Below are 15836 nucleotides of genomic sequence, written 5' to 3'. Positions count from 1 at the left end.
TTGGGGGCGCGAGTGTCCGGCAGGCGGGACAGGAGGTGGGATCGCGCCCGCCGCCCGATACGGTGGTAACACCATGAGCGCATCGCAGCCCCCTCTCGGCACCGACATCCCGACCCTTCTCGTCAAGATCTTCGGGAAGGACCGTCCCGGTATCACGGCCGGGCTCTTCGAGACCCTCGCGGCCTACTCGGTCGACGTGATCGACATCGAGCAGGTCGTCTCGCGGGGACGCCTCGTCCTGTGCGCGCTCGTCACCGCGCCGACGGCCGGCGGCACCACGGAGGGCGAGCTGCGGGCGACCGTGCACGGCTGGGCCGAGTCCCTGAAGCTGCAGGCCGAGATCATCTCGGGTACGGGCGACAACCGGCCGCGCGGCAGCGGCCGTTCCCACGTGACCGTGCTCGGTCACCCGCTGACGGCCGAGGCCACGGCGGCCATAGCGGGCCGGATCAGCGACATGGGAGCGAACATCGACCGCATCTTCCGGCTGGCGAAGTACCCCGTGACCGCCGTGGAATTCGCGGTGTCCGGCGTGGAGACCGAGCCGCTGCGCACCGCGCTGGCCACCGAGTCGCACGAGATCGGCGTCGACGTGGCCGTCGTGTCGGCGGGCCTGCACCGGCGGGCCCAGCGCCTGGTCGTGATGGACGTCGACTCCACGCTCATCCAGGACGAGGTCATCGAGCTGTTCGCGGCCCATGCGGGCTGCGAGGACGAGGTGGCCGCGGTGACGGCCGCGGCGATGCGCGGCGAGCTGGACTTCGAGCAGTCCCTGCACGCGCGGGTGGCGCTGCTGGAGGGCCTGGACGCGTCGGTCGTGGACAAGGTGCGTGCCGAGGTACGGCTCACGCCGGGGGCGCGGACCCTGATCCGTACGCTGAAGCGGCTCGGCTTCCAAGTGGGCGTCGTCTCGGGTGGGTTCACCCAGGTCACCGACGATCTCAAGGAGCGTCTGGGCCTCGATTTCGCGTCGGCGAACACCTTGGAGATCAAGGACGGCAAGCTGACCGGCCGGGTCGTCGGCGACATCGTGGACCGGGCGGGCAAGGCGCGGCTGCTGCGCGCCTTCGCGGCCGAGGCCGGGGTGCCGCTGTCCCAGACGGTCGCGATCGGCGACGGTGCCAATGATCTGGACATGCTGAACGCCGCGGGGCTCGGGGTCGCGTTCAACGCCAAGCCCGTGGTCCGCAAGGCCGCGCACACCGCGGTCAACGTGCCCTTCCTGGACACGGTGCTGTATCTGCTGGGCGTCACCCGCGAAGAGGTCGAGGCCGCCGACGACGGCACCGAGGAGCACTGAGCGCGCGCTGCGCGATACAAAGGCCCCGGCGCACGGTGTGCGCCGGGGCCTCGCCGTTCCAGGGCTCAGTCGTGCGGGGTCCAGTAGTCGAGCAGCTTGCCCACACCGTGCTCCACGGACTTCCAGGAGCCGGTGAACGAGACGACGGCGAACGCCGAGGTCGGGAAGCCGTCCCGGGTCATCCGGACCAGCGCGTCGCCCTCCGCACTGCCCGCGAGGGCGTCGGCGAGGGCGTGCATACCGGGGTTGTGGCCGATGACGAGCAGGTCGTCGACCTCGTCCGGGGTCTCGTTGAGCAGGGCGATGAGCTCTCCGAGGGAGGCGTCGTACAGCCGCTCCTCGTAGACCGTCTTGGGGCGGTGCGGCAGCTCGTGCACGGCGAGCTTCCATGTCTCACGGGTTCTGGTCGCGGTGGAGCACAGGGCCAGGTCGAAGGCGATACCGGTGTCGGCGAGCCTGCGGCCGGCCACGGGGGCGTCCTTGCGGCCGCGCTCGGCGAGCGGGCGATCGTGGTCGGACACCTGGGGCCAGTCGGCCTTCGCGTGCCGGAGGAGGACGATCCTGCGGGACTCGGAAGATCCGGGGGGAGTCCCCCCGGAGGACACAGCGGCGCTCATGCACCCCAGCTTCGCATGAAATGAGCCAATGGGCGCAGGGTGTTGACGCGCTCTCCCCCGAAGGGGAACGCGTCAGCGGACCAGCATCCGCAGGATCTGGCGCAGGAGGTCACCGGCCGCCGGATCGTCCCCGGCCGCGTGCGCGTCGCCGGGGACGGCGATGAGCGTCAGCAGTGCGGCGAAGGCGAGCACCGGCAGGACGAGGGCCCACCAGGGCAGCCTGGCGACGACGCCCCTGGCCGGGGGGTGGGACCGGGTGTGCGTCTGGGCCGCCATGGCCGCCTCCGTCAGGTCCGAGGTCGAGTACCTCAAACGTACGGATCATGAAGCGCCGCGCCCATCCGGTGACCCACCCACTTCACCCTGAGGCTGACCCCCTAGGGGTCGGTGGGGCCGGAATGTCAGGGCGCCGCGACCGTGGCGATGATCGCGATCACCACGCCGATGAGAAGCATCGCGCCGAAGACTCCGAGGAGCTTCTTCTGGCCGTTCTGGGGGTTCGGGTCGAGCACAGGCATGGGATCAGTCTCGCACCCGCGTCTCGTCCTCTATCGTCCGGTCCCGTCCTGCCATCACGCCCACGATCATCTGGGGCACCAGCAGGCCCGCCATCAGCCCCAGCGGCAGCGCCCAGCCGCCGCTGTGCTGGTAGAGCACGCCCACCAGCAGCGGGCCCGGGATGGAGATCAGGTAGCCGGTGGACTGGGCGAAGGCCGACAGCCGTACGACCCCGGCGCCCGTGCGCGAACGCATGCCGATCATGGTGAGGGCGAGGGGGAAGGCGCAGTTGGAGACGCCGAGCAGCAGCGCCCAGAGCCAGGCGCCGGCCACCGGCGCGAGGAGCAGGCCGAGGTAGCCGGCGAGTCCGCACACGCCCAGGGCGATGACGATCGGCCCCTGGCTCTTCATGCGGCTGGCGAGACGCGGTATGACGAAGGCGAGCGGCACGCCCATCACCATGGTGACGGCGAGGAGCACTCCCGCGGTGGAGGCGGAGACGCCCGCGTCGCGGAAGATCTGCGGCATCCAGCCCATCGTGATGTACGCGCCGGTGGCCTGGAGCCCGAAGAAGCAGCCGAGGGCCCATGCGGTGGGGCTGCGGGTCACGCGGGGCGCGGGGACGTCCTCGGCGGCTGGCGCACCGGCGGCATGCGGGCGGGCGCGGTCCTGGTCGCGGACCAGGCCGATCCAGGGCAGTACGGCCACCGCGGCGACCGCGGCCCACACCGCGAGCCCAACGCGCCAGCTGCCGCCCAGGGCCTGGGTGACGGGCACGGTCGCGGCGGCGGCGAGCGACGTGCCGAGCGCCAGGGCCATGGAGTAGAGGCCGGTCATCGAGCCGACCCGGCCGGGGAAGTACCGCTTGACGATCACCGGCATCAGGACGTTGCTGACGGCGATGCCCATGAGCGCGAGCGCGCTGGCCGCGAGGAAGCCCGGCATGCCGCCCGCGAAGGGACGGACCAGGAGCCCGGCGGCGATGGCCGCCATGCCGGCGCAGACGACGGCGGCGGGTCCGAAGCGGCGGGCCAGCCGGGGGGCGGCGACGCCGAACACGGCGAAGCACAGCGGCGGTACGGATGTGAGGAGTCCGGCGACGCTGCCGCTCATGTGGAGCCCGACGCGCGCCTCTTCGAGGAGGGCGCCGAGGCTCGTGATCGCGGGCCGCAGGTTGAGGGCGGCGAGGACGATGCCGACGACGACGAGACGGATGGTCCACACCGCGCGCCGCGCCGCGGCCTCCGGCGCGGCGGCTTCCAGGGATGCGGCGGCGGAGGGGAGCACTGTGGCGGCGTGGCGGAGGGTCCGGGTCTCGTCGGGCATGGGTCCATCATAGAATCATGGGATGATTGGTTGTCCAATCCCGGACGAACCCGGGTTCCCCGCGGCCGGGTCCGCGTACGACCATGAGTGGGCGACTTCCACGACAAGGAGCACCATGGCGCTGTCCTCTCCCCGGCGTTCCGCGCTCTCGGACCAGGTGATCGCCGAGCTGCGGAACCAGATCACCTCGGGCGAGTGGCCGGTCGGCTCGCGTATCCCGACCGAACCGGAACTGGTCGAGCAGCTGGGCGTGGCCCGCAACACCGTCCGTGAGGCGGTGCGCGCGCTCGCCCACAACGGCCTCCTGGACATCCGCCAGGGCTCGGGCACCTATGTGATCGCCACCAGCGAGCTGGCCGGAGTGATGCACCGCCGGTTCGCCGGCGCGGACCCCCGTCATGTCGCCGAGCTGCGCTCCACGCTGGAGTCGTCAGCGGCCCGGCTCGCCGCCGAGCGGCGCACCGCGAAGGACCTGAAGCAGCTGGACACGCTGCTGGCCCGCCGCGAGGAGGCGTGGGCGTCGGGCGACGCGGAGCAGTTCGTCGCGGCCGACGGGACCTTCCACCTGGCCGTGGTGGCCGCCTCCCACAACGAGGTCATGACCGAGCTGTACGCGGACCTCGCGGACCTGCTGCGCGACTGGCTGCGCGGTGACGTCGGGGGCGAGCTGCGCGAGGAGAACTACATGGACCACGCCCGGATGGTGGAGGCGATCCGGACCGGGGACGGCGAGACAGCCGCCGCGGAGGCGGCGGGCTACCCGTTCATGTGCCTGCGGTGGCCCGCTGCGGCTGGTGGCTGATCCAGGCGGCCCGGATCTCCTTCCAGCACCGCTGGGTGAGCTCCGCGTACCCGGCGGGGCGCAGCTCGACGGGCTCCGAGTCGGCGTCGACGTCCCACCAGCGTGCGCACTCGACGTGCAGCTGCACGCGGTCGGCGGCGGGATAGGGGTTGTGGCAGTAGGCGGTGACCTCGGAGCCCTCGATCACCGTGCCGCAGTCGGCCCGGTAGTCGGGGGGCTGCTCCCGCGTGTGCTGCCGGGGGCTCTGCCGTTCCTGACGACTGCCGGTCTGGGACCCCGTCGGTGTCGCCCACAGCAGGACCGTCACTGTGGCGAGTACGGAGGCTTGACGCCAGTTCGTACGCACAAGCAGTACCCCCTCGGCCGAACTGCGGCGCGCGCGCCGCAAAAGCACCACAAGGAAGAGTTGCCCCTCCAGCATCACCGCGGCCGGGTCGCACCGCCCACCCGTAGGGCCGAACGGGCGACGCCCCGCCCCCCGCGCGGTGCGGGGAACGGGGCGTCGCTCTTGTACGTCGTGCCTGGTCAGGCGCCCATGATGTGCACGCCGCCGTCGACGTGGACGATCTCACCGGTGGTCTTCGGGAAGAAGTCCGAGAGCAGGGCGACGACACCGCGGCCGGCCGGCTCGGGGTCGGCCATGTCCCACTGGAGTGGGGAGCGCTCGTCCCAGACCTTCGCGAGGTCCGAGAAGCCCGGGATGGACTTGGCGGCCATCGAGCCGAGCGGGCCCGCCGAGATCAGGTTGCAGCGCACGTTCTGCTTGCCCAGGTCACGGGCGAGGTAGCGGCTGGTGGCCTCCAGCGCGGCCTTGGCCGGACCCATCCAGTCGTACTGCGGCCAGGCGAACTGCGCGTCGAAGGTCAGGCCGACGACCGAGCCGCCGTTCTGCATCAGCGGCAGGCAGGCCATCGTCAGCGACTTCAGCGAGAACGCCGAGACGTGCATCGCGGTCGACACGGACTCGAACGGCGTGTTGAGGAAGTTGCCGCCGAGCGCGTCCTGCGGGGCGAAGCCGATGGAGTGGACGACGCCGTCGAGGCCGCCGAGCTCCTCGCGCACCACGTCCTCGACGCGGGCCAGGTGCTCGTCGTTGGTGACGTCGAGCTCGATGACCTTGGCCGGCTTCGGCAGCTTCTTGGCGATGCGCTCGGTCAGGGTGGGCCGCGGGAAGGCCGTGAGGATGATCTCGGCGCCCTGCTCCTGGGCCACCTTCGCGGTGTGGAAGGCGATGGAGGACTCCATCAGCACACCGGTGATCAGGACGCGCTTGCCCTCGAGAATTCCGCTCATGTGATCAGTGACCCATGCCCAATCCGCCGTCGACGGGAATGACGGCTCCAGTGATGTACGAGGCGTCGTCGGAGGCGAGGAAGCGCACGGTGGCCGCGATCTCCTCCGGCTGCGCGTAACGGCCGAGGGGTACCTGGGAGACGATCCCGGCGCGCTGCTCGTCCGTGAGCGCCTGGGTCATGTCGGTGTCGACAAAGCCGGGCGCGACGACGTTGAAAGTGATGTTGCGCGAGCCGAGCTCACGCGCGAGGGAGCGGGCGAAGCCCACGAGACCGGCCTTGGAGGCCGCGTAGTTGGCCTGCCCGGCGGAGCCCAGCAGCCCCACGACGGAGGAGATCAGGACGACGCGGCCCCTCTTGGCGCGGAGCATGCCGCGGTTGGCACGCTTCACGACGCGGAAGGTGCCGGTGAGGTTGGTGTCGAGGACGGAGGTGAAGTCCTCCTCCGACATGCGCATCAGCAGCTGGTCCTTGGTGATACCGGCGTTGGCGACCAGCACCTCGACGGGACCGTGCTTCTCCTCGATCTCCTTGTACGCCTGCTCCACCTGCTCGGCGTCGGTGATGTCGCACTTGACCGCCAGGCAGCCCAGCTCCGCCAGGGCGGCCGGGGGCTCCCCCGAGCGGTAGGTGATCGCCACGTTGTCGCCGCTCTCGGCGAACGCGCGGGCGATGGCGAGGCCAATGCCCCGGTTTCCTCCGGTGACGAGAACCGAGCGGCTCAACGGATCACCCTTTCCCTATGCGGTCTGGTACGTCTGCAAACTATCGGTACGGCACGGCGTACGGAGAATCGGGGCCTGACAGCGCCTTCCACCCGTCGCTGTCGGATCCCTACAGAAAGTCCGCGCAAAGCCCCCGCGCAAAGTCCCCTCGACGGCAGGGAGCCACCGTCCCTCCGAACTGGCTGGCGAGGGGCCCGTCCGGCGCGACATGATCGGGGCGACCACGTCTCGACGACAGGAGACATCCGTGCCTCATTCCATCGACGCGGCCTTCACGGCGCTGCCGCTGCGGGCGCTCGCCGACGCGGCGCTCGCCCGGGCGCGTGCGCTCGGCGCCGAGCACGCCGACTTCCGCCTGGAGCGCGTCCGCAGCGCCTCGTGGCGGCTGCGGGACGCCAAACCCGCCGGATCGTCCGACTCCACGGACCTCGGGTACGCGGTGCGGGTGGTGCACGGCGGCGCCTGGGGGTTCGCCTCCGGTGTCGACATGACCATGGACGCCGCGGCCAGGGTGGCCGGGCAGGCGGTGGCCATGGCGAAGCTGTCCGCGAAGGTGATCGCGGCGGCGGGCTCGGACGAAAGCGTGGAGCTGGCGGACGAGCCGGTGCACGCGGAGAAGACCTGGGTCTCCTCGTACGAGGTCAACCCCTTCGACGTGCCGGGCGAGGACAAGAGCGCGCTGCTCGCCGACTGGAGCTCCCGGCTGCTGCGGGCGGCGGGTGTGGCGCATGTGGACGCCTCGCTGCTGACCGTGCAGGAGAACAAGTTCTACGCGGACACCGCGGGGACGGTCACCACGCAGCAACGGGTACGGCTGCACCCGCAGCTCACGGCCGTCGCCGTCGACGAGACGACCGGCGAGTTCGACTCCATGCGCACCATCGCGCCGCCCGTGGGACGCGGCTGGGAGTACCTGACCGGGACCGGCTGGGACTGGGACTCGGAGCTGGAGCGCATCCCGGAGCTGCTCGCCGAGAAGATGCGCGCGCCGAGCGTCGAGGCCGGGCGCTACGACCTGGTCGTCGACCCGTCGAACCTGTGGCTGACGATCCACGAGTCGATCGGCCACGCCACGGAGCTGGACCGCGCGCTCGGCTACGAGGCGGCCTACGCGGGGACGTCGTTCGCGACCTTCGACCAGCTCGGGAAGCTGGCGTACGGCTCCTCCGTGATGAACGTGACCGGTGACCGGACCGCCGAGCACGGGCTGGCGACGATCGGGTACGACGACGAGGGCGTCGAGGCGCAGAGCTGGGACCTGGTCAGGGACGGCACGCTGGTGGGCTACCAGCTGGACCGGCGCATCGCGAAGCTGACGGGCCTCGGCCGCTCCAACGGCTGCGCCTTCGCCGACTCGCCCGCCCATGTGCCGGTGCAGCGGATGGCGAACGTGTCCCTCAAGCCGGACCCGGGAGGTCTGTCGACGGAGGACCTGATCGGCGGGGTGGAGCACGGGATCTACGTGGTCGGCGACCGGTCGTGGTCGATCGACATGCAGCGCTACAACTTCCAGTTCACCGGTCAGCGGTTCTTCCGCATCGAGAACGGCCGACTGGCCGGTCAGCTGAGGGACGTCGCCTACCAGGCGACGACGACCGAGTTCTGGGGCTCGATGGAGCAGGTCGGCGGGCCGCAGACGTACGTGCTGGGCGGCGCCTTCAACTGCGGCAAGGCCCAGCCGGGCCAGGTAGCTGCGGTCTCCCACGGCTGCCCCTCCGCCCTCTTCAGGGGCGTCAACATTCTGAACACGACGCAGGAGGCAGGACGCTGATGTCGCAGAGTCACGTGACCCCGCCGCACGAGATCGTCGAGCGGGCGCTGGAGCTGTCGACGGCCGACGGTTGCGTCGTCATCGCCGACGAGCACTCCTCGGCGAATCTTCGCTGGGCCGGCAACGCGCTGACCACCAACGGCGTGACCCGCGGCCGTACCCTCACCGTCGTCGCCACGGTCGACGGCTCCGAGGGCACGGCGTCCGGCGTGGTCTCGCAGTCCGCCGTGACCGCCGACGACCTGGAGCGGCTGGTGCGCGCCGCGGAGGACGCCGCGCGGTCCGCCGGGCCGGCCGAGGACGCCAGGCCGCTGGTCGAGGGCGTGGCCGCCTCCCCCGACTTCACGGACGCGCCGGCGGAGACGTCGTCGGCGGTGTTCGCGGACTTCGCACCGGCGCTCGGCGAGGCGTTCGCCCGGGCTCGCGCGGGCGGGCGGGAACTGTACGGCTTCGCCAACCACGAGCTCACCTCGACGTACCTCGGCACGTCGACGGGGCTGCGGCTGCGCCACGACCAGCCGACCGGCACGCTGGAGCTCAACGCCAAGTCGCCCGACCGGATGCGCTCGGCCTGGGAGGGCCGTTCCACGCGGGACTTCAAGGACGTGGACCCGGCGGCGCTGGACGCCGGGCTGGCGGAGCGGCTGGGCTGGGCGGAGCGCCGCTTCGACCTGCCGGCCGGCCGCTACGAGACGCTGCTGCCGCCGACCGCCGTGGCCGATCTGCTGATCTACCAGATGTGGTCGTCGACGGGCCGGGACGCGGCGGAGGGCCGTACGGTCTTCTCCAAGCCCGGCGGCGGCACCCGTATCGGCGAAGCGCTGTCCTCGCTGCCGATGACGCTGCGCAGCGATCCGCACGAGCCCGGGCTGGAGGCGGCGCCCTTCGTGATCGCGCACTCGTCCGGCGACGACGCCTCGGTGTTCGACAACGGTCTGCCGCTGTCGCCGACGGACTGGGTGCGTGACGGGAAGCTGGAACACCTGATCACGACCCGGCACAGCGCCGGCCTGACCGGGCTGCCGGTCGCGCCGGGGACGGACAACCTGATCCTGGACGCGGGCGGCGAGCGGTCCCTCGCGGAGATGGTGTCGGCGACCGAGCGCGGTCTGCTGCTGACCTGCCTCTGGTACATCCGCGAGGTCGACCCCGCGACGCTGCTGCTGACCGGCCTGACCAGGGACGGCGTGTACCTGGTGGAGAAGGGCGAAGTCGTGGGCGAGGTGAACAACTTCCGCTTCAACGAGTCGCCCGTCGACCTGCTGGGGCGCGCGACGGAGGCCGGCCGGACGGAGAAGACGCTGCCGCGCGAGTGGGGCGATTGGTTCACCCGGGCCGCCATGCCGGCGCTGCGGGTGCCGGACTTCAACATGAGCTCGGTCAGCCGGGGCGTGTGACCGGCCTAGACTGGCTCCCACCGATCCATTCACGTACGAGGAGACGGAAGAACCGTGACGGACATCGTCGACGAGCTGAAGTGGCGCGGGCTGATCGCCCAGTCCACTGACGAGGACGCTTTGCGCAAGGCGCTCGCGGACGGTCCCGTCACCTTCTATTGCGGCTTCGACCCGACCGCGGCGAGCCTCCACGTCGGGCACCTGGTGCAGGTGCTCACCGTGCGCCGGCTCCAGCTGGCCGGGCACCGGCCGCTGGCGCTGGTGGGCGGGGCCACGGGTCAGATCGGTGACCCGCGGCCTACCGCGGAGCGCACGCTGAACGATCCGGAGACGATCGCGCAGTGGGTGAACCGGCTGCGTGCGCAGATCGAGCCGTACCTCTCCTTCGAGGGCGACAACGCCGCGATCATGGTGAACAACCTGGACTGGACCGCGGGCATGTCCGCGATCGAGTTCCTGCGGGACATCGGCAAGCACTTCCGCGTCAACAAGATGCTCACCAAGGACTCCGTCGCCCGGCGTCTGGAGTCCGAACAGGGCATCAGCTACACGGAGTTCAGCTACCAGCTACTGCAGGGCATGGACTTCCTGGAGCTGTACCGGCGGTACGGCTGCACCCTGCAGCAGGGCGGCAGCGACCAGTGGGGCAACCTCACGGCGGGCCTGGACCTGATCCACCGCCTGGAGCCCGACGCCGAGGTGCACGCGCTGGCCACCCCGCTGATGACCAAGGCGGACGGCACCAAGTTCGGCAAGTCGGAGACCGGCACGCTCTGGCTCGACCCGGAGATGACCACGCCGTACGCGTTCTACCAGTTCTGGCTGAACACGGACGACCGGGACATCAACCGGTACCTGCGCGTCCTCAGCTTCAAGAGCCGCGAGGAGCTCGAGGAGCTGGAGAAGCAGACCGCGGAGCGTCCGCAGGCCCGTGCCGCGCAGCGAGCGCTGGCCGAGGAGCTGACGACCCTGGTGCACGGAGCCGACCAGTGCGCAGCGGTGATCAACGCGTCCAAGGCGCTGTTCGGACAGGGCGAGCTCGCCGAGCTCGACGAGCCGACGCTGCGGGCGGCGCTGTCGGAGCTGCCTCAGGCGCGGGTCACCGAGCTCGCCCCGGTCGTCGACCTGTTCGCCGAGGTGGGCCTGGTCGCCAGCAAGTCGGCCGCCCGGCGCACGGTGAAGGAGGGCGGCGCCTACGTGAACAACGTGAAGGTCACCGCCGAGGACGCCGTGGCGACGCCGGAGGAGCTGCTGCACGGGCGCTGGCTGGTGCTGCGCCGCGGCAAGAAGAACCTGGCCGCGGTCGAGGTCACGGCGGGCTGACCGGGCAGGACGGACGACGGCGGTGGCCGGGCGGCTCTGTGCCCGGCCCGGCCGCCGTCGTCGTCCGTGGGTCCGGTTACGCCGTCGTCCCGTTGCGACGTCGGCCCGTCACGCGCGCCGTTTCCTGCCGCCGCGGGCCGAGGTGTACGCCATGTCGCCCAGGAACACGATGACGATGGCCGCCGCGAGCTGAAGTGCGTGCCGGCCCCAGTCGATGCCAGGGGTCTCCTGGATGCCGAAGCCCCGGGCGAGGGCGTTGCCGATGACCGCTCCGATGATGCCGAAGATGGTGGTCAGCCAGAGAGGACTGTGCTGCTTGCCCGGGATGACCGCCTTCGCGATCAGGCCGAGCACGAATCCCACGATGATCGCCCACAACCAGCCCATGGCTGCCTCCTTGTACGGCTCCCAACGAGCAGTTATGCCTGCCAGTCTCGGCCCGCGGGCCGTACGGCGCATGTCGGAGACACCCATACGCGTCCCGGCGCAGACAGGGCACGCAAACCGGCGGCGACCCGCTCTCGAAGGCGGCGCAGTCGCGGCGTACCGTTGATGGGGTCAGCGCGGGATGTCCGGGATCGTCCGGCGCGGGATTCGGGTGGTGGAGCAGATGCGCAGGCGGGGCGGCACGGAGGTCTTCCGGATCACGGGGGCCCGGCAGGGGCTCGCCGACGATGTCCGCGGTCGGCAGCGGCGCTACGTGATCTCGATGTCCGTGCGCACGGTGTCGGTGATCCTGGCCGCGGTCCTGTGGAACGTGGAACGTCATGTGGCCGTCGTCGCCCTGGTGCTCGGCGTTGTCCTGCCGTACATCTCCGTGGTCATCGCCAATGCGGGCCGGGAGAACGCGCCGTCTCTGCCGTCGACGCTCGTCCCCCCGCCGTCGCACCCCATGATCGAGCCGGCACCCGAGGACTCCGCGACGGCCGACGGATCTTTCGCGCAGGAGCGCCCCATGTCCGAACAGGGCTGATGACGACCGTCCGCGACGGGGTCCGCGAACCTCAGGAAAACCTCAGATCAATCATGAAGTTCCTGTGCACGGCGGCCCGTTACCCATGACATACTGCCTAGGCGCTCCGCATCCCCCGTCGGAGCGATGGACCGACGCCGGGCAGCTCCCCCCGTGGCTGCCCGGCGTCGCCATGTGGGGACAATGATCGGGTGAGTGACGAAACCCCGATCTGTTCCGCCAAGGGCTGCCGCGCCGACGCCGTCTGGGTCCTCGCGTGGAACAACCCGAAGCTGCACACCCCCGAGCGCCGCAAGACCTGGCTGGCCTGCGAGGAGCACAGGGAGCACCTGTCGCAGTTCCTCGGCGTACGCGGATTCCTCAAGGATGTCGTGACCCTGGAGGACTGGGAGCGCACGCAGCGACCGGAGGGCGGATCAGCCGCCGATCGCTGACATGGGGCGCTCGGGCTGCAGGAACGAGGGGTCGTCCAGACCGGATCCGGCCTTCTTCCCCCACATCGCCAGCCGCCATATCCGGGCGATCTCCTCGTCCGGCGCGTCCGAGCGCAGCGCCGCCCGCAGGTCGGTCTCCTCGGTCGCGAACAGGCACGTGCGCACCTGGCCGTCCGCGGTGAGGCGGGTGCGGTCGCAGGCCCGGCAGAAGGGGCGGGTGACGGAGGCGATGACGCCGACGCGGTGCGATCCGCCGTCGACGACCCATCGCTCCGCGGGCGCGGAGCCGCGGGCGCTGTCCCCTTCGGGGGTGAGCGAGAAGCGCGTACGCAGAGAGGCGAGGATGTCACCGGCCGTGATCATCCCGTCACGCTTCCAGCCGTGCTGGGCGTCCAGCGGCATCTGCTCGATGAACCGCAGCTCGTAGTCGTTCTCGACGGCCCAGGCGAGCAGGTCGGGGGCCTCGTCGTCGTTGAGCCCCGGCATGAGGACCGCGTTGACCTTGACCGGGGTGAGTCCGGCGGCGCGTGCGGCCTCGAGGCCGTCGAGCACGTCGTGGTGGCGGTCGCGGCGGGTGAGTGCCTTGAAGACGTCGGGGCGCAGGGTGTCGAGGGAGACGTTGACCCGGTCGAGGCCGGCGGTCTTGAGGGCCTCCGCGGTGCGCTTGAGCCCGATGCCGTTGGTCGTGAGGGACATCTTGGGGCGGGGCTCGAGGGCGGCGACACGCTCGACGATGCCGACGAGGCCGGGGCGCAGCAGGGGCTCACCGCCGGTGAAGCGGACCTCGGTGATGCCGAGGTCGGTGACGGCGACGCGGATCAGGCGCACGATCTCGTCGTCGGTGAGCAGATCGGGCTTCTTCAGCCACTGCAGGCCCTCTTCGGGCATGCAGTACGTACATCGCAGGTTGCACCGGTCGGTCAAGGAAACCCGCAGGTCGGTAGCCACTCGGCCATAGGTGTCGATGAGCACTGTGGGCCCCCTCCCCATTCGCGGATCTGACTCTTCCGAGCCTACGTCAGGGCACCGACACCGCGTGTGGCCCATTTGGCACGAGGCGCGGCACGGCCGCGTCGTAGGACTCTACGACGCGGCCGCTACGGCGATGTGTCGGCGGGCTCACTCAGTGGGCGCCGACGCCGGTGAGGGACTTGACCTCCAGCTCGGCGTACTTGCCCTTGTCGGGCTCCTCCTTGGACAGCAGGGAGCCGATCCAGCCGAGCAGGAAGCCGACGGGGATGGAGATCAGGCCGGGGTTCTCCAGCGGGAACCAGGAGAAGTCGGCGTCGGGGAACATCGAGGTGGGCTTGCCGGAGACGACCGGCGAGAAGAGCACCAGGACGACCGAGGACGTCAGACCGCCGTAGATGGACCACAGGGCGCCCTGGGTGGTGAACCTCTTCCAGAACAGGCTGTAGAGGATCGTCGGCAGGTTCGCGGACGCGGCGACCGCGAAGGCGAGGGCGACCAGGCCGGCGACGTTCAGGTCGCGGGCGAGGGCGCCGAGCGCGATGGACACGATACCGATGGCGACGGTCGCCCAGCGGGCCGCGCGGACCTCCTCCTTCTCGGTGGCCTGCCCCTTGCGGATCACGTTCGCGTAGATGTCGTGCGCGAAGGAGGACGAGGAGGCGAGGGTGAGGCCCGCGACCACGGCCAGGATGGTGGCGAAGGCGACGGCGGAGATCACGGCGAGGAGGATCGCGCCGCCGGCCGAGTCGACACCGCCGATGTGCAGGGCCAGCAGGGGCGCCGCCGTGTTGCCCGCCTTGTTGGACGCGGTGATCACCTCCGGCCCGACGAGCGCCGCCGCCCCGAAGCCGAGCGCGATGGTCATCAGGTAGAAGGCGCCGATGATGCCGATGGCCCAGTTGACGGACTTACGGGCGGCCTTGGCGGTGGGCACGGTGTAGAAGCGGATCAGGATGTGCGGCAGGCCGGCGGTGCCGAGGACGAGCGCGATGCCGAGCGAGATGAAGTCCAGCTTGGACGTCCCGGTGACGCCGTACTTGAGGCCGGGTTCCAGGAACGCCGCGCCCTTGCCGCTCTTCTCGGCCGCCTGGCCGAGCAGTTCGGAGATGTCGAAGTTGAACTTGAGCAGCACCAGGAACGTGATGAGCAGGGTGCCCGCGATGAGCAGGACGGCCTTGACCATCTGCACCCAGGTGGTGCCCTTCATGCCGCCGATGGTGACGTACACGATCATCAGCAGGCCGACGAGGGCCACGATGGCGATCTTCCCGCCGTCGCTGGTGATGCCGAGCAGCAGGGAGACGAGGACGCCCGCGCCCGCCATCTGCGCCAGCAGGTAGAAGATCGAGACGACGATCGTCGACGTGCCCGCCGCGGTGCGCACGGGGCGCTGGCGCATGCGGTAGGCGAGGACGTCGCCCATCGTGTAGCGCCCGGAGTTGCGCAGCGGTTCGGCGACGAGCAGCAGGGCGACGAGCCAGGCGACCAGGAAGCCGATCGAGTAGAGGAACCCGTCGTAGCCGAAGAGGGCGATGGCGCCGGCGATGCCGAGGAACGAGGCGGCCGACATGTAGTCGCCGGAGATGGCGAGGCCGTTCTGGAAGCCGGTGAACTGGCGGCCGCCCGCGTAGAAGTCGGAGGCGTCCTTGGTCTGGCGGCCCGCCCACACCGTGATGAAGAGGGTGGCGACGACGAAAGCGGCGAACAGGGTGATGATGAGCGGCCGGTGCTCGGTGGTCGCGCTCGACGCCGCGAGCTGGAGCGTGGGGCTCATGCGTCGGCCTCCATACGGGACTTGATGGCTTCCGCCTTCGGGTCGAGCTTCGCAGCGGCGTGCCGCGAGTAGAACCAGGCGATGAGGAACGTGGTCGCGAACTGGGCGAGGCCGAAGACCAGGGCGACGTTGATGTTGCCGAAGAGCTTCGTGCCCATGAAGCCGCCCGCGTAGTTCGAGAGCAGGACGTAGAGCAGGTACCAGGCGATGAACGCGACGGTCAGGGGGAAGGCGAAGGAGCGGTAGGCGCGGCGCAGTTCGCCGAATTCCGCACTTTCCTGCACCTGGACGAACGACTCTGTCGTGGGCTGGGCGGGGCTGGCGCCCTTACCGCCCGGGGGCGGCGGTGCATCGGTGGCCACGGAGACTCCTCGCGACGCGGGTTCGGTGGTGGTCTTGGGGATGTTGCCTGCGGGAGCTGTTTGATGTTGTTCCACTCCCTGACAACGGCACGGAGTACGCACCGAACCGGTTCACCTTCGGTCTTTTTCCTCCGCACTTCTTGTCCTACTTGTTGTCGTACATCTGCGCGGATCCATTGAAGAGCCGCCTTGATCAGCGATAGCTTCGCCCGGCATAACCCGCCCATTCGCAAGGGGTGTTTGGGCGGTTTTGTCACGGATGATGTGGAG

18 protein-coding genes are annotated in these 15836 nt (G+C 70.4%); 7 read left to right on the top strand and 11 right to left on the bottom strand.

Going from position 1 to position 15836, the window contains the following annotated elements; translation table 11 throughout:
• The first annotated feature begins 73 nt into the window (after nucleotides 1–73).
• The gene (serB, locus tag HW130_RS09200) at nucleotides 74–1300 is read left to right on the top strand and encodes a phosphoserine phosphatase SerB (protein ID WP_177148962.1); all 1227 of its coding nucleotides are present in this window, start codon (nucleotides 74–76) and stop codon (nucleotides 1298–1300) included.
• Between the two features lie 65 nt (nucleotides 1301–1365).
• Here serB and HW130_RS09195 read toward each other — a convergent pair whose 3' ends face one another.
• From HW130_RS09195 to HW130_RS09185, 4 genes are all read right to left on the bottom strand, one after another.
• On the bottom strand, nucleotides 1366–1917 hold the full coding sequence (locus HW130_RS09195) for a histidine phosphatase family protein (protein ID WP_177148961.1): 552 nt from the start codon (nucleotides 1915–1917) through the stop codon (nucleotides 1366–1368).
• Between the two features lie 72 nt (nucleotides 1918–1989).
• On the bottom strand, nucleotides 1990–2229 hold the full coding sequence (locus HW130_RS09190; RefSeq protein WP_375256519.1) for a hypothetical protein: 240 nt from the start codon (nucleotides 2227–2229) through the stop codon (nucleotides 1990–1992).
• Nucleotides 2230–2318: 89 nt separating this feature from the next.
• On the bottom strand, nucleotides 2319–2435 hold the full coding sequence (locus HW130_RS35775; RefSeq protein ID WP_256355980.1) for an SGM_5486 family transporter-associated protein: 117 nt from the start codon (nucleotides 2433–2435) through the stop codon (nucleotides 2319–2321).
• Nucleotides 2436–2439: 4 nt separating this feature from the next.
• Nucleotides 2440–3741 carry an MFS transporter gene (locus HW130_RS09185; protein ID WP_177148960.1) on the bottom strand — a complete coding sequence of 434 codons (1302 nt, stop codon included), beginning with the start codon at nucleotides 3739–3741 and terminating at the stop codon, nucleotides 2440–2442.
• 115 nt (nucleotides 3742–3856) lie between these two features.
• Here HW130_RS09185 and HW130_RS09180 point away from each other — a divergent pair, with 115 nt between their 5' ends.
• Nucleotides 3857–4543, top strand: coding sequence for a FadR/GntR family transcriptional regulator (locus tag HW130_RS09180; protein WP_177148959.1), 687 nt, complete (start codon nucleotides 3857–3859; stop codon nucleotides 4541–4543).
• Here HW130_RS09180 and HW130_RS09175 read toward each other — a convergent pair.
• The 3 genes from HW130_RS09175 to fabG form a co-directional block, all read right to left on the bottom strand.
• Nucleotides 4506–4889: a hypothetical protein gene (locus HW130_RS09175; protein ID WP_177148958.1), complete on the bottom strand. Its 384-nt coding sequence runs from the start codon at nucleotides 4887–4889 to the stop codon at nucleotides 4506–4508. The genes HW130_RS09180 and HW130_RS09175 overlap by 38 nt on opposite strands.
• 179 nt (nucleotides 4890–5068) lie before the next feature.
• Nucleotides 5069–5836, bottom strand: a complete 768-nt coding sequence (fabI, locus tag HW130_RS09170) for an enoyl-ACP reductase FabI (RefSeq protein ID WP_177148957.1) — start codon at nucleotides 5834–5836, stop codon at nucleotides 5069–5071.
• 4 nt (nucleotides 5837–5840) lie between these two features.
• Nucleotides 5841–6560, bottom strand: coding sequence for a 3-oxoacyl-[acyl-carrier-protein] reductase (gene fabG / locus HW130_RS09165; RefSeq protein ID WP_177148956.1), 720 nt, complete (start codon nucleotides 6558–6560; stop codon nucleotides 5841–5843).
• Between the two features lie 247 nt (nucleotides 6561–6807).
• On the opposite strand from fabG, the gene HW130_RS09160 reads away from it, so the two are divergent.
• The 3 genes from HW130_RS09160 to tyrS are packed head-to-tail and all read left to right on the top strand — an operon-like array spanning nucleotide 6808 to nucleotide 11051.
• Complete coding sequence (locus HW130_RS09160; protein ID WP_177148955.1) at nucleotides 6808–8331, top strand: TldD/PmbA family protein; 1524 nt, start codon at nucleotides 6808–6810, stop codon at nucleotides 8329–8331.
• Nucleotides 8331–9728 carry a TldD/PmbA family protein gene (locus HW130_RS09155; RefSeq protein WP_177148954.1) on the top strand — a complete coding sequence of 466 codons (1398 nt, stop codon included), beginning with the start codon at nucleotides 8331–8333 and terminating at the stop codon, nucleotides 9726–9728. Before HW130_RS09160 ends, HW130_RS09155 begins: the two co-directional genes overlap by 1 nt.
• 54 nt (nucleotides 9729–9782) lie before the next feature.
• Entirely contained in the window at nucleotides 9783–11051 is a 1269-nt protein-coding gene (tyrS, locus tag HW130_RS09150; RefSeq protein ID WP_177148953.1) for a tyrosine--tRNA ligase, read from the top strand.
• 108 nt (nucleotides 11052–11159) lie between these two features.
• Here the strand turns inward: tyrS and HW130_RS09145 are convergent, their stop codons facing one another.
• Nucleotides 11160–11438 (bottom strand): GlsB/YeaQ/YmgE family stress response membrane protein, encoded by a 279-nt coding sequence (locus HW130_RS09145; RefSeq protein WP_177148952.1) that lies wholly within the window; start codon nucleotides 11436–11438, stop codon nucleotides 11160–11162.
• Between the two features lie 223 nt (nucleotides 11439–11661).
• Between HW130_RS09145 and HW130_RS09140 the strand changes: the two genes are divergently transcribed.
• Together HW130_RS09140 and HW130_RS09135 are read left to right on the top strand one after the other, a co-directional pair.
• Nucleotides 11662–12024, top strand: a complete 363-nt coding sequence (locus tag HW130_RS09140) for a DUF3099 domain-containing protein (protein WP_177148978.1) — start codon at nucleotides 11662–11664, stop codon at nucleotides 12022–12024.
• A gap of 191 nt (nucleotides 12025–12215) precedes the next feature.
• Nucleotides 12216–12458 carry a hypothetical protein gene (locus tag HW130_RS09135; protein ID WP_177148951.1) on the top strand — a complete coding sequence of 81 codons (243 nt, stop codon included), beginning with the start codon at nucleotides 12216–12218 and terminating at the stop codon, nucleotides 12456–12458.
• Here the strand turns inward: HW130_RS09135 and moaA are convergent.
• The 3 genes from moaA to HW130_RS09120 all read right to left on the bottom strand — a co-directional run bounded on the left by moaA (nucleotide 12441) and on the right by HW130_RS09120 (nucleotide 15566).
• Entirely contained in the window at nucleotides 12441–13430 is a 990-nt protein-coding gene (gene moaA / locus HW130_RS09130) for a GTP 3',8-cyclase MoaA (protein ID WP_177148950.1), read from the bottom strand. The genes HW130_RS09135 and moaA overlap by 18 nt on opposite strands.
• Before the next feature lie 151 nt (nucleotides 13431–13581).
• On the bottom strand, nucleotides 13582–15204 hold the full coding sequence (locus HW130_RS09125; RefSeq protein WP_177148949.1) for a cation acetate symporter: 1623 nt from the start codon (nucleotides 15202–15204) through the stop codon (nucleotides 13582–13584).
• A complete protein-coding gene (locus HW130_RS09120; RefSeq protein WP_177148948.1) occupies nucleotides 15201–15566 on the bottom strand; it encodes a DUF485 domain-containing protein in 366 nt (121 codons plus the stop codon). The genes HW130_RS09125 and HW130_RS09120 overlap by 4 nt, the downstream gene beginning before the upstream one ends.
• Between the last annotated feature and the right edge of the window lie 270 nt (nucleotides 15567–15836).

Origin of the sequence: Streptomyces sp. PKU-EA00015 (assembly GCF_013387495.1) — a bacterium.
GTDB lineage: Bacteria > Actinomycetota > Actinomycetes > Streptomycetales > Streptomycetaceae > Streptomyces.
This window is presented reverse-complemented; position numbering and strand designations above follow the sequence as displayed.

Coding starts and splice junctions, on each gene's coding strand:
- fabI (WP_177148957.1), bottom strand. CDS start 5,836: ATGAGCGGAATTCTCGAGGGCAAGCGCGTCCTGATCACCGGTGTGCTG.
- HW130_RS09140 (WP_177148978.1), top strand. CDS start 11,662: ATGCGCAGGCGGGGCGGCACGGAGGTCTTCCGGATCACGGGGGCCCGG.
- HW130_RS09195 (WP_177148961.1), bottom strand. CDS start 1,917: ATGAGCGCCGCTGTGTCCTCCGGGGGGACTCCCCCCGGATCTTCCGAG.
- HW130_RS09145 (WP_177148952.1), bottom strand. CDS start 11,438: ATGGGCTGGTTGTGGGCGATCATCGTGGGATTCGTGCTCGGCCTGATC.
- HW130_RS09180 (WP_177148959.1), top strand. CDS start 3,857: ATGGCGCTGTCCTCTCCCCGGCGTTCCGCGCTCTCGGACCAGGTGATC.
- HW130_RS09185 (WP_177148960.1), bottom strand. CDS start 3,741: ATGCCCGACGAGACCCGGACCCTCCGCCACGCCGCCACAGTGCTCCCC.
- HW130_RS09155 (WP_177148954.1), top strand. CDS start 8,331: ATGTCGCAGAGTCACGTGACCCCGCCGCACGAGATCGTCGAGCGGGCG.
- HW130_RS35775 (WP_256355980.1), bottom strand. CDS start 2,435: ATGCCTGTGCTCGACCCGAACCCCCAGAACGGCCAGAAGAAGCTCCTC.
- serB (WP_177148962.1), top strand. CDS start 74: ATGAGCGCATCGCAGCCCCCTCTCGGCACCGACATCCCGACCCTTCTC.
- HW130_RS09125 (WP_177148949.1), bottom strand. CDS start 15,204: ATGAGCCCCACGCTCCAGCTCGCGGCGTCGAGCGCGACCACCGAGCAC.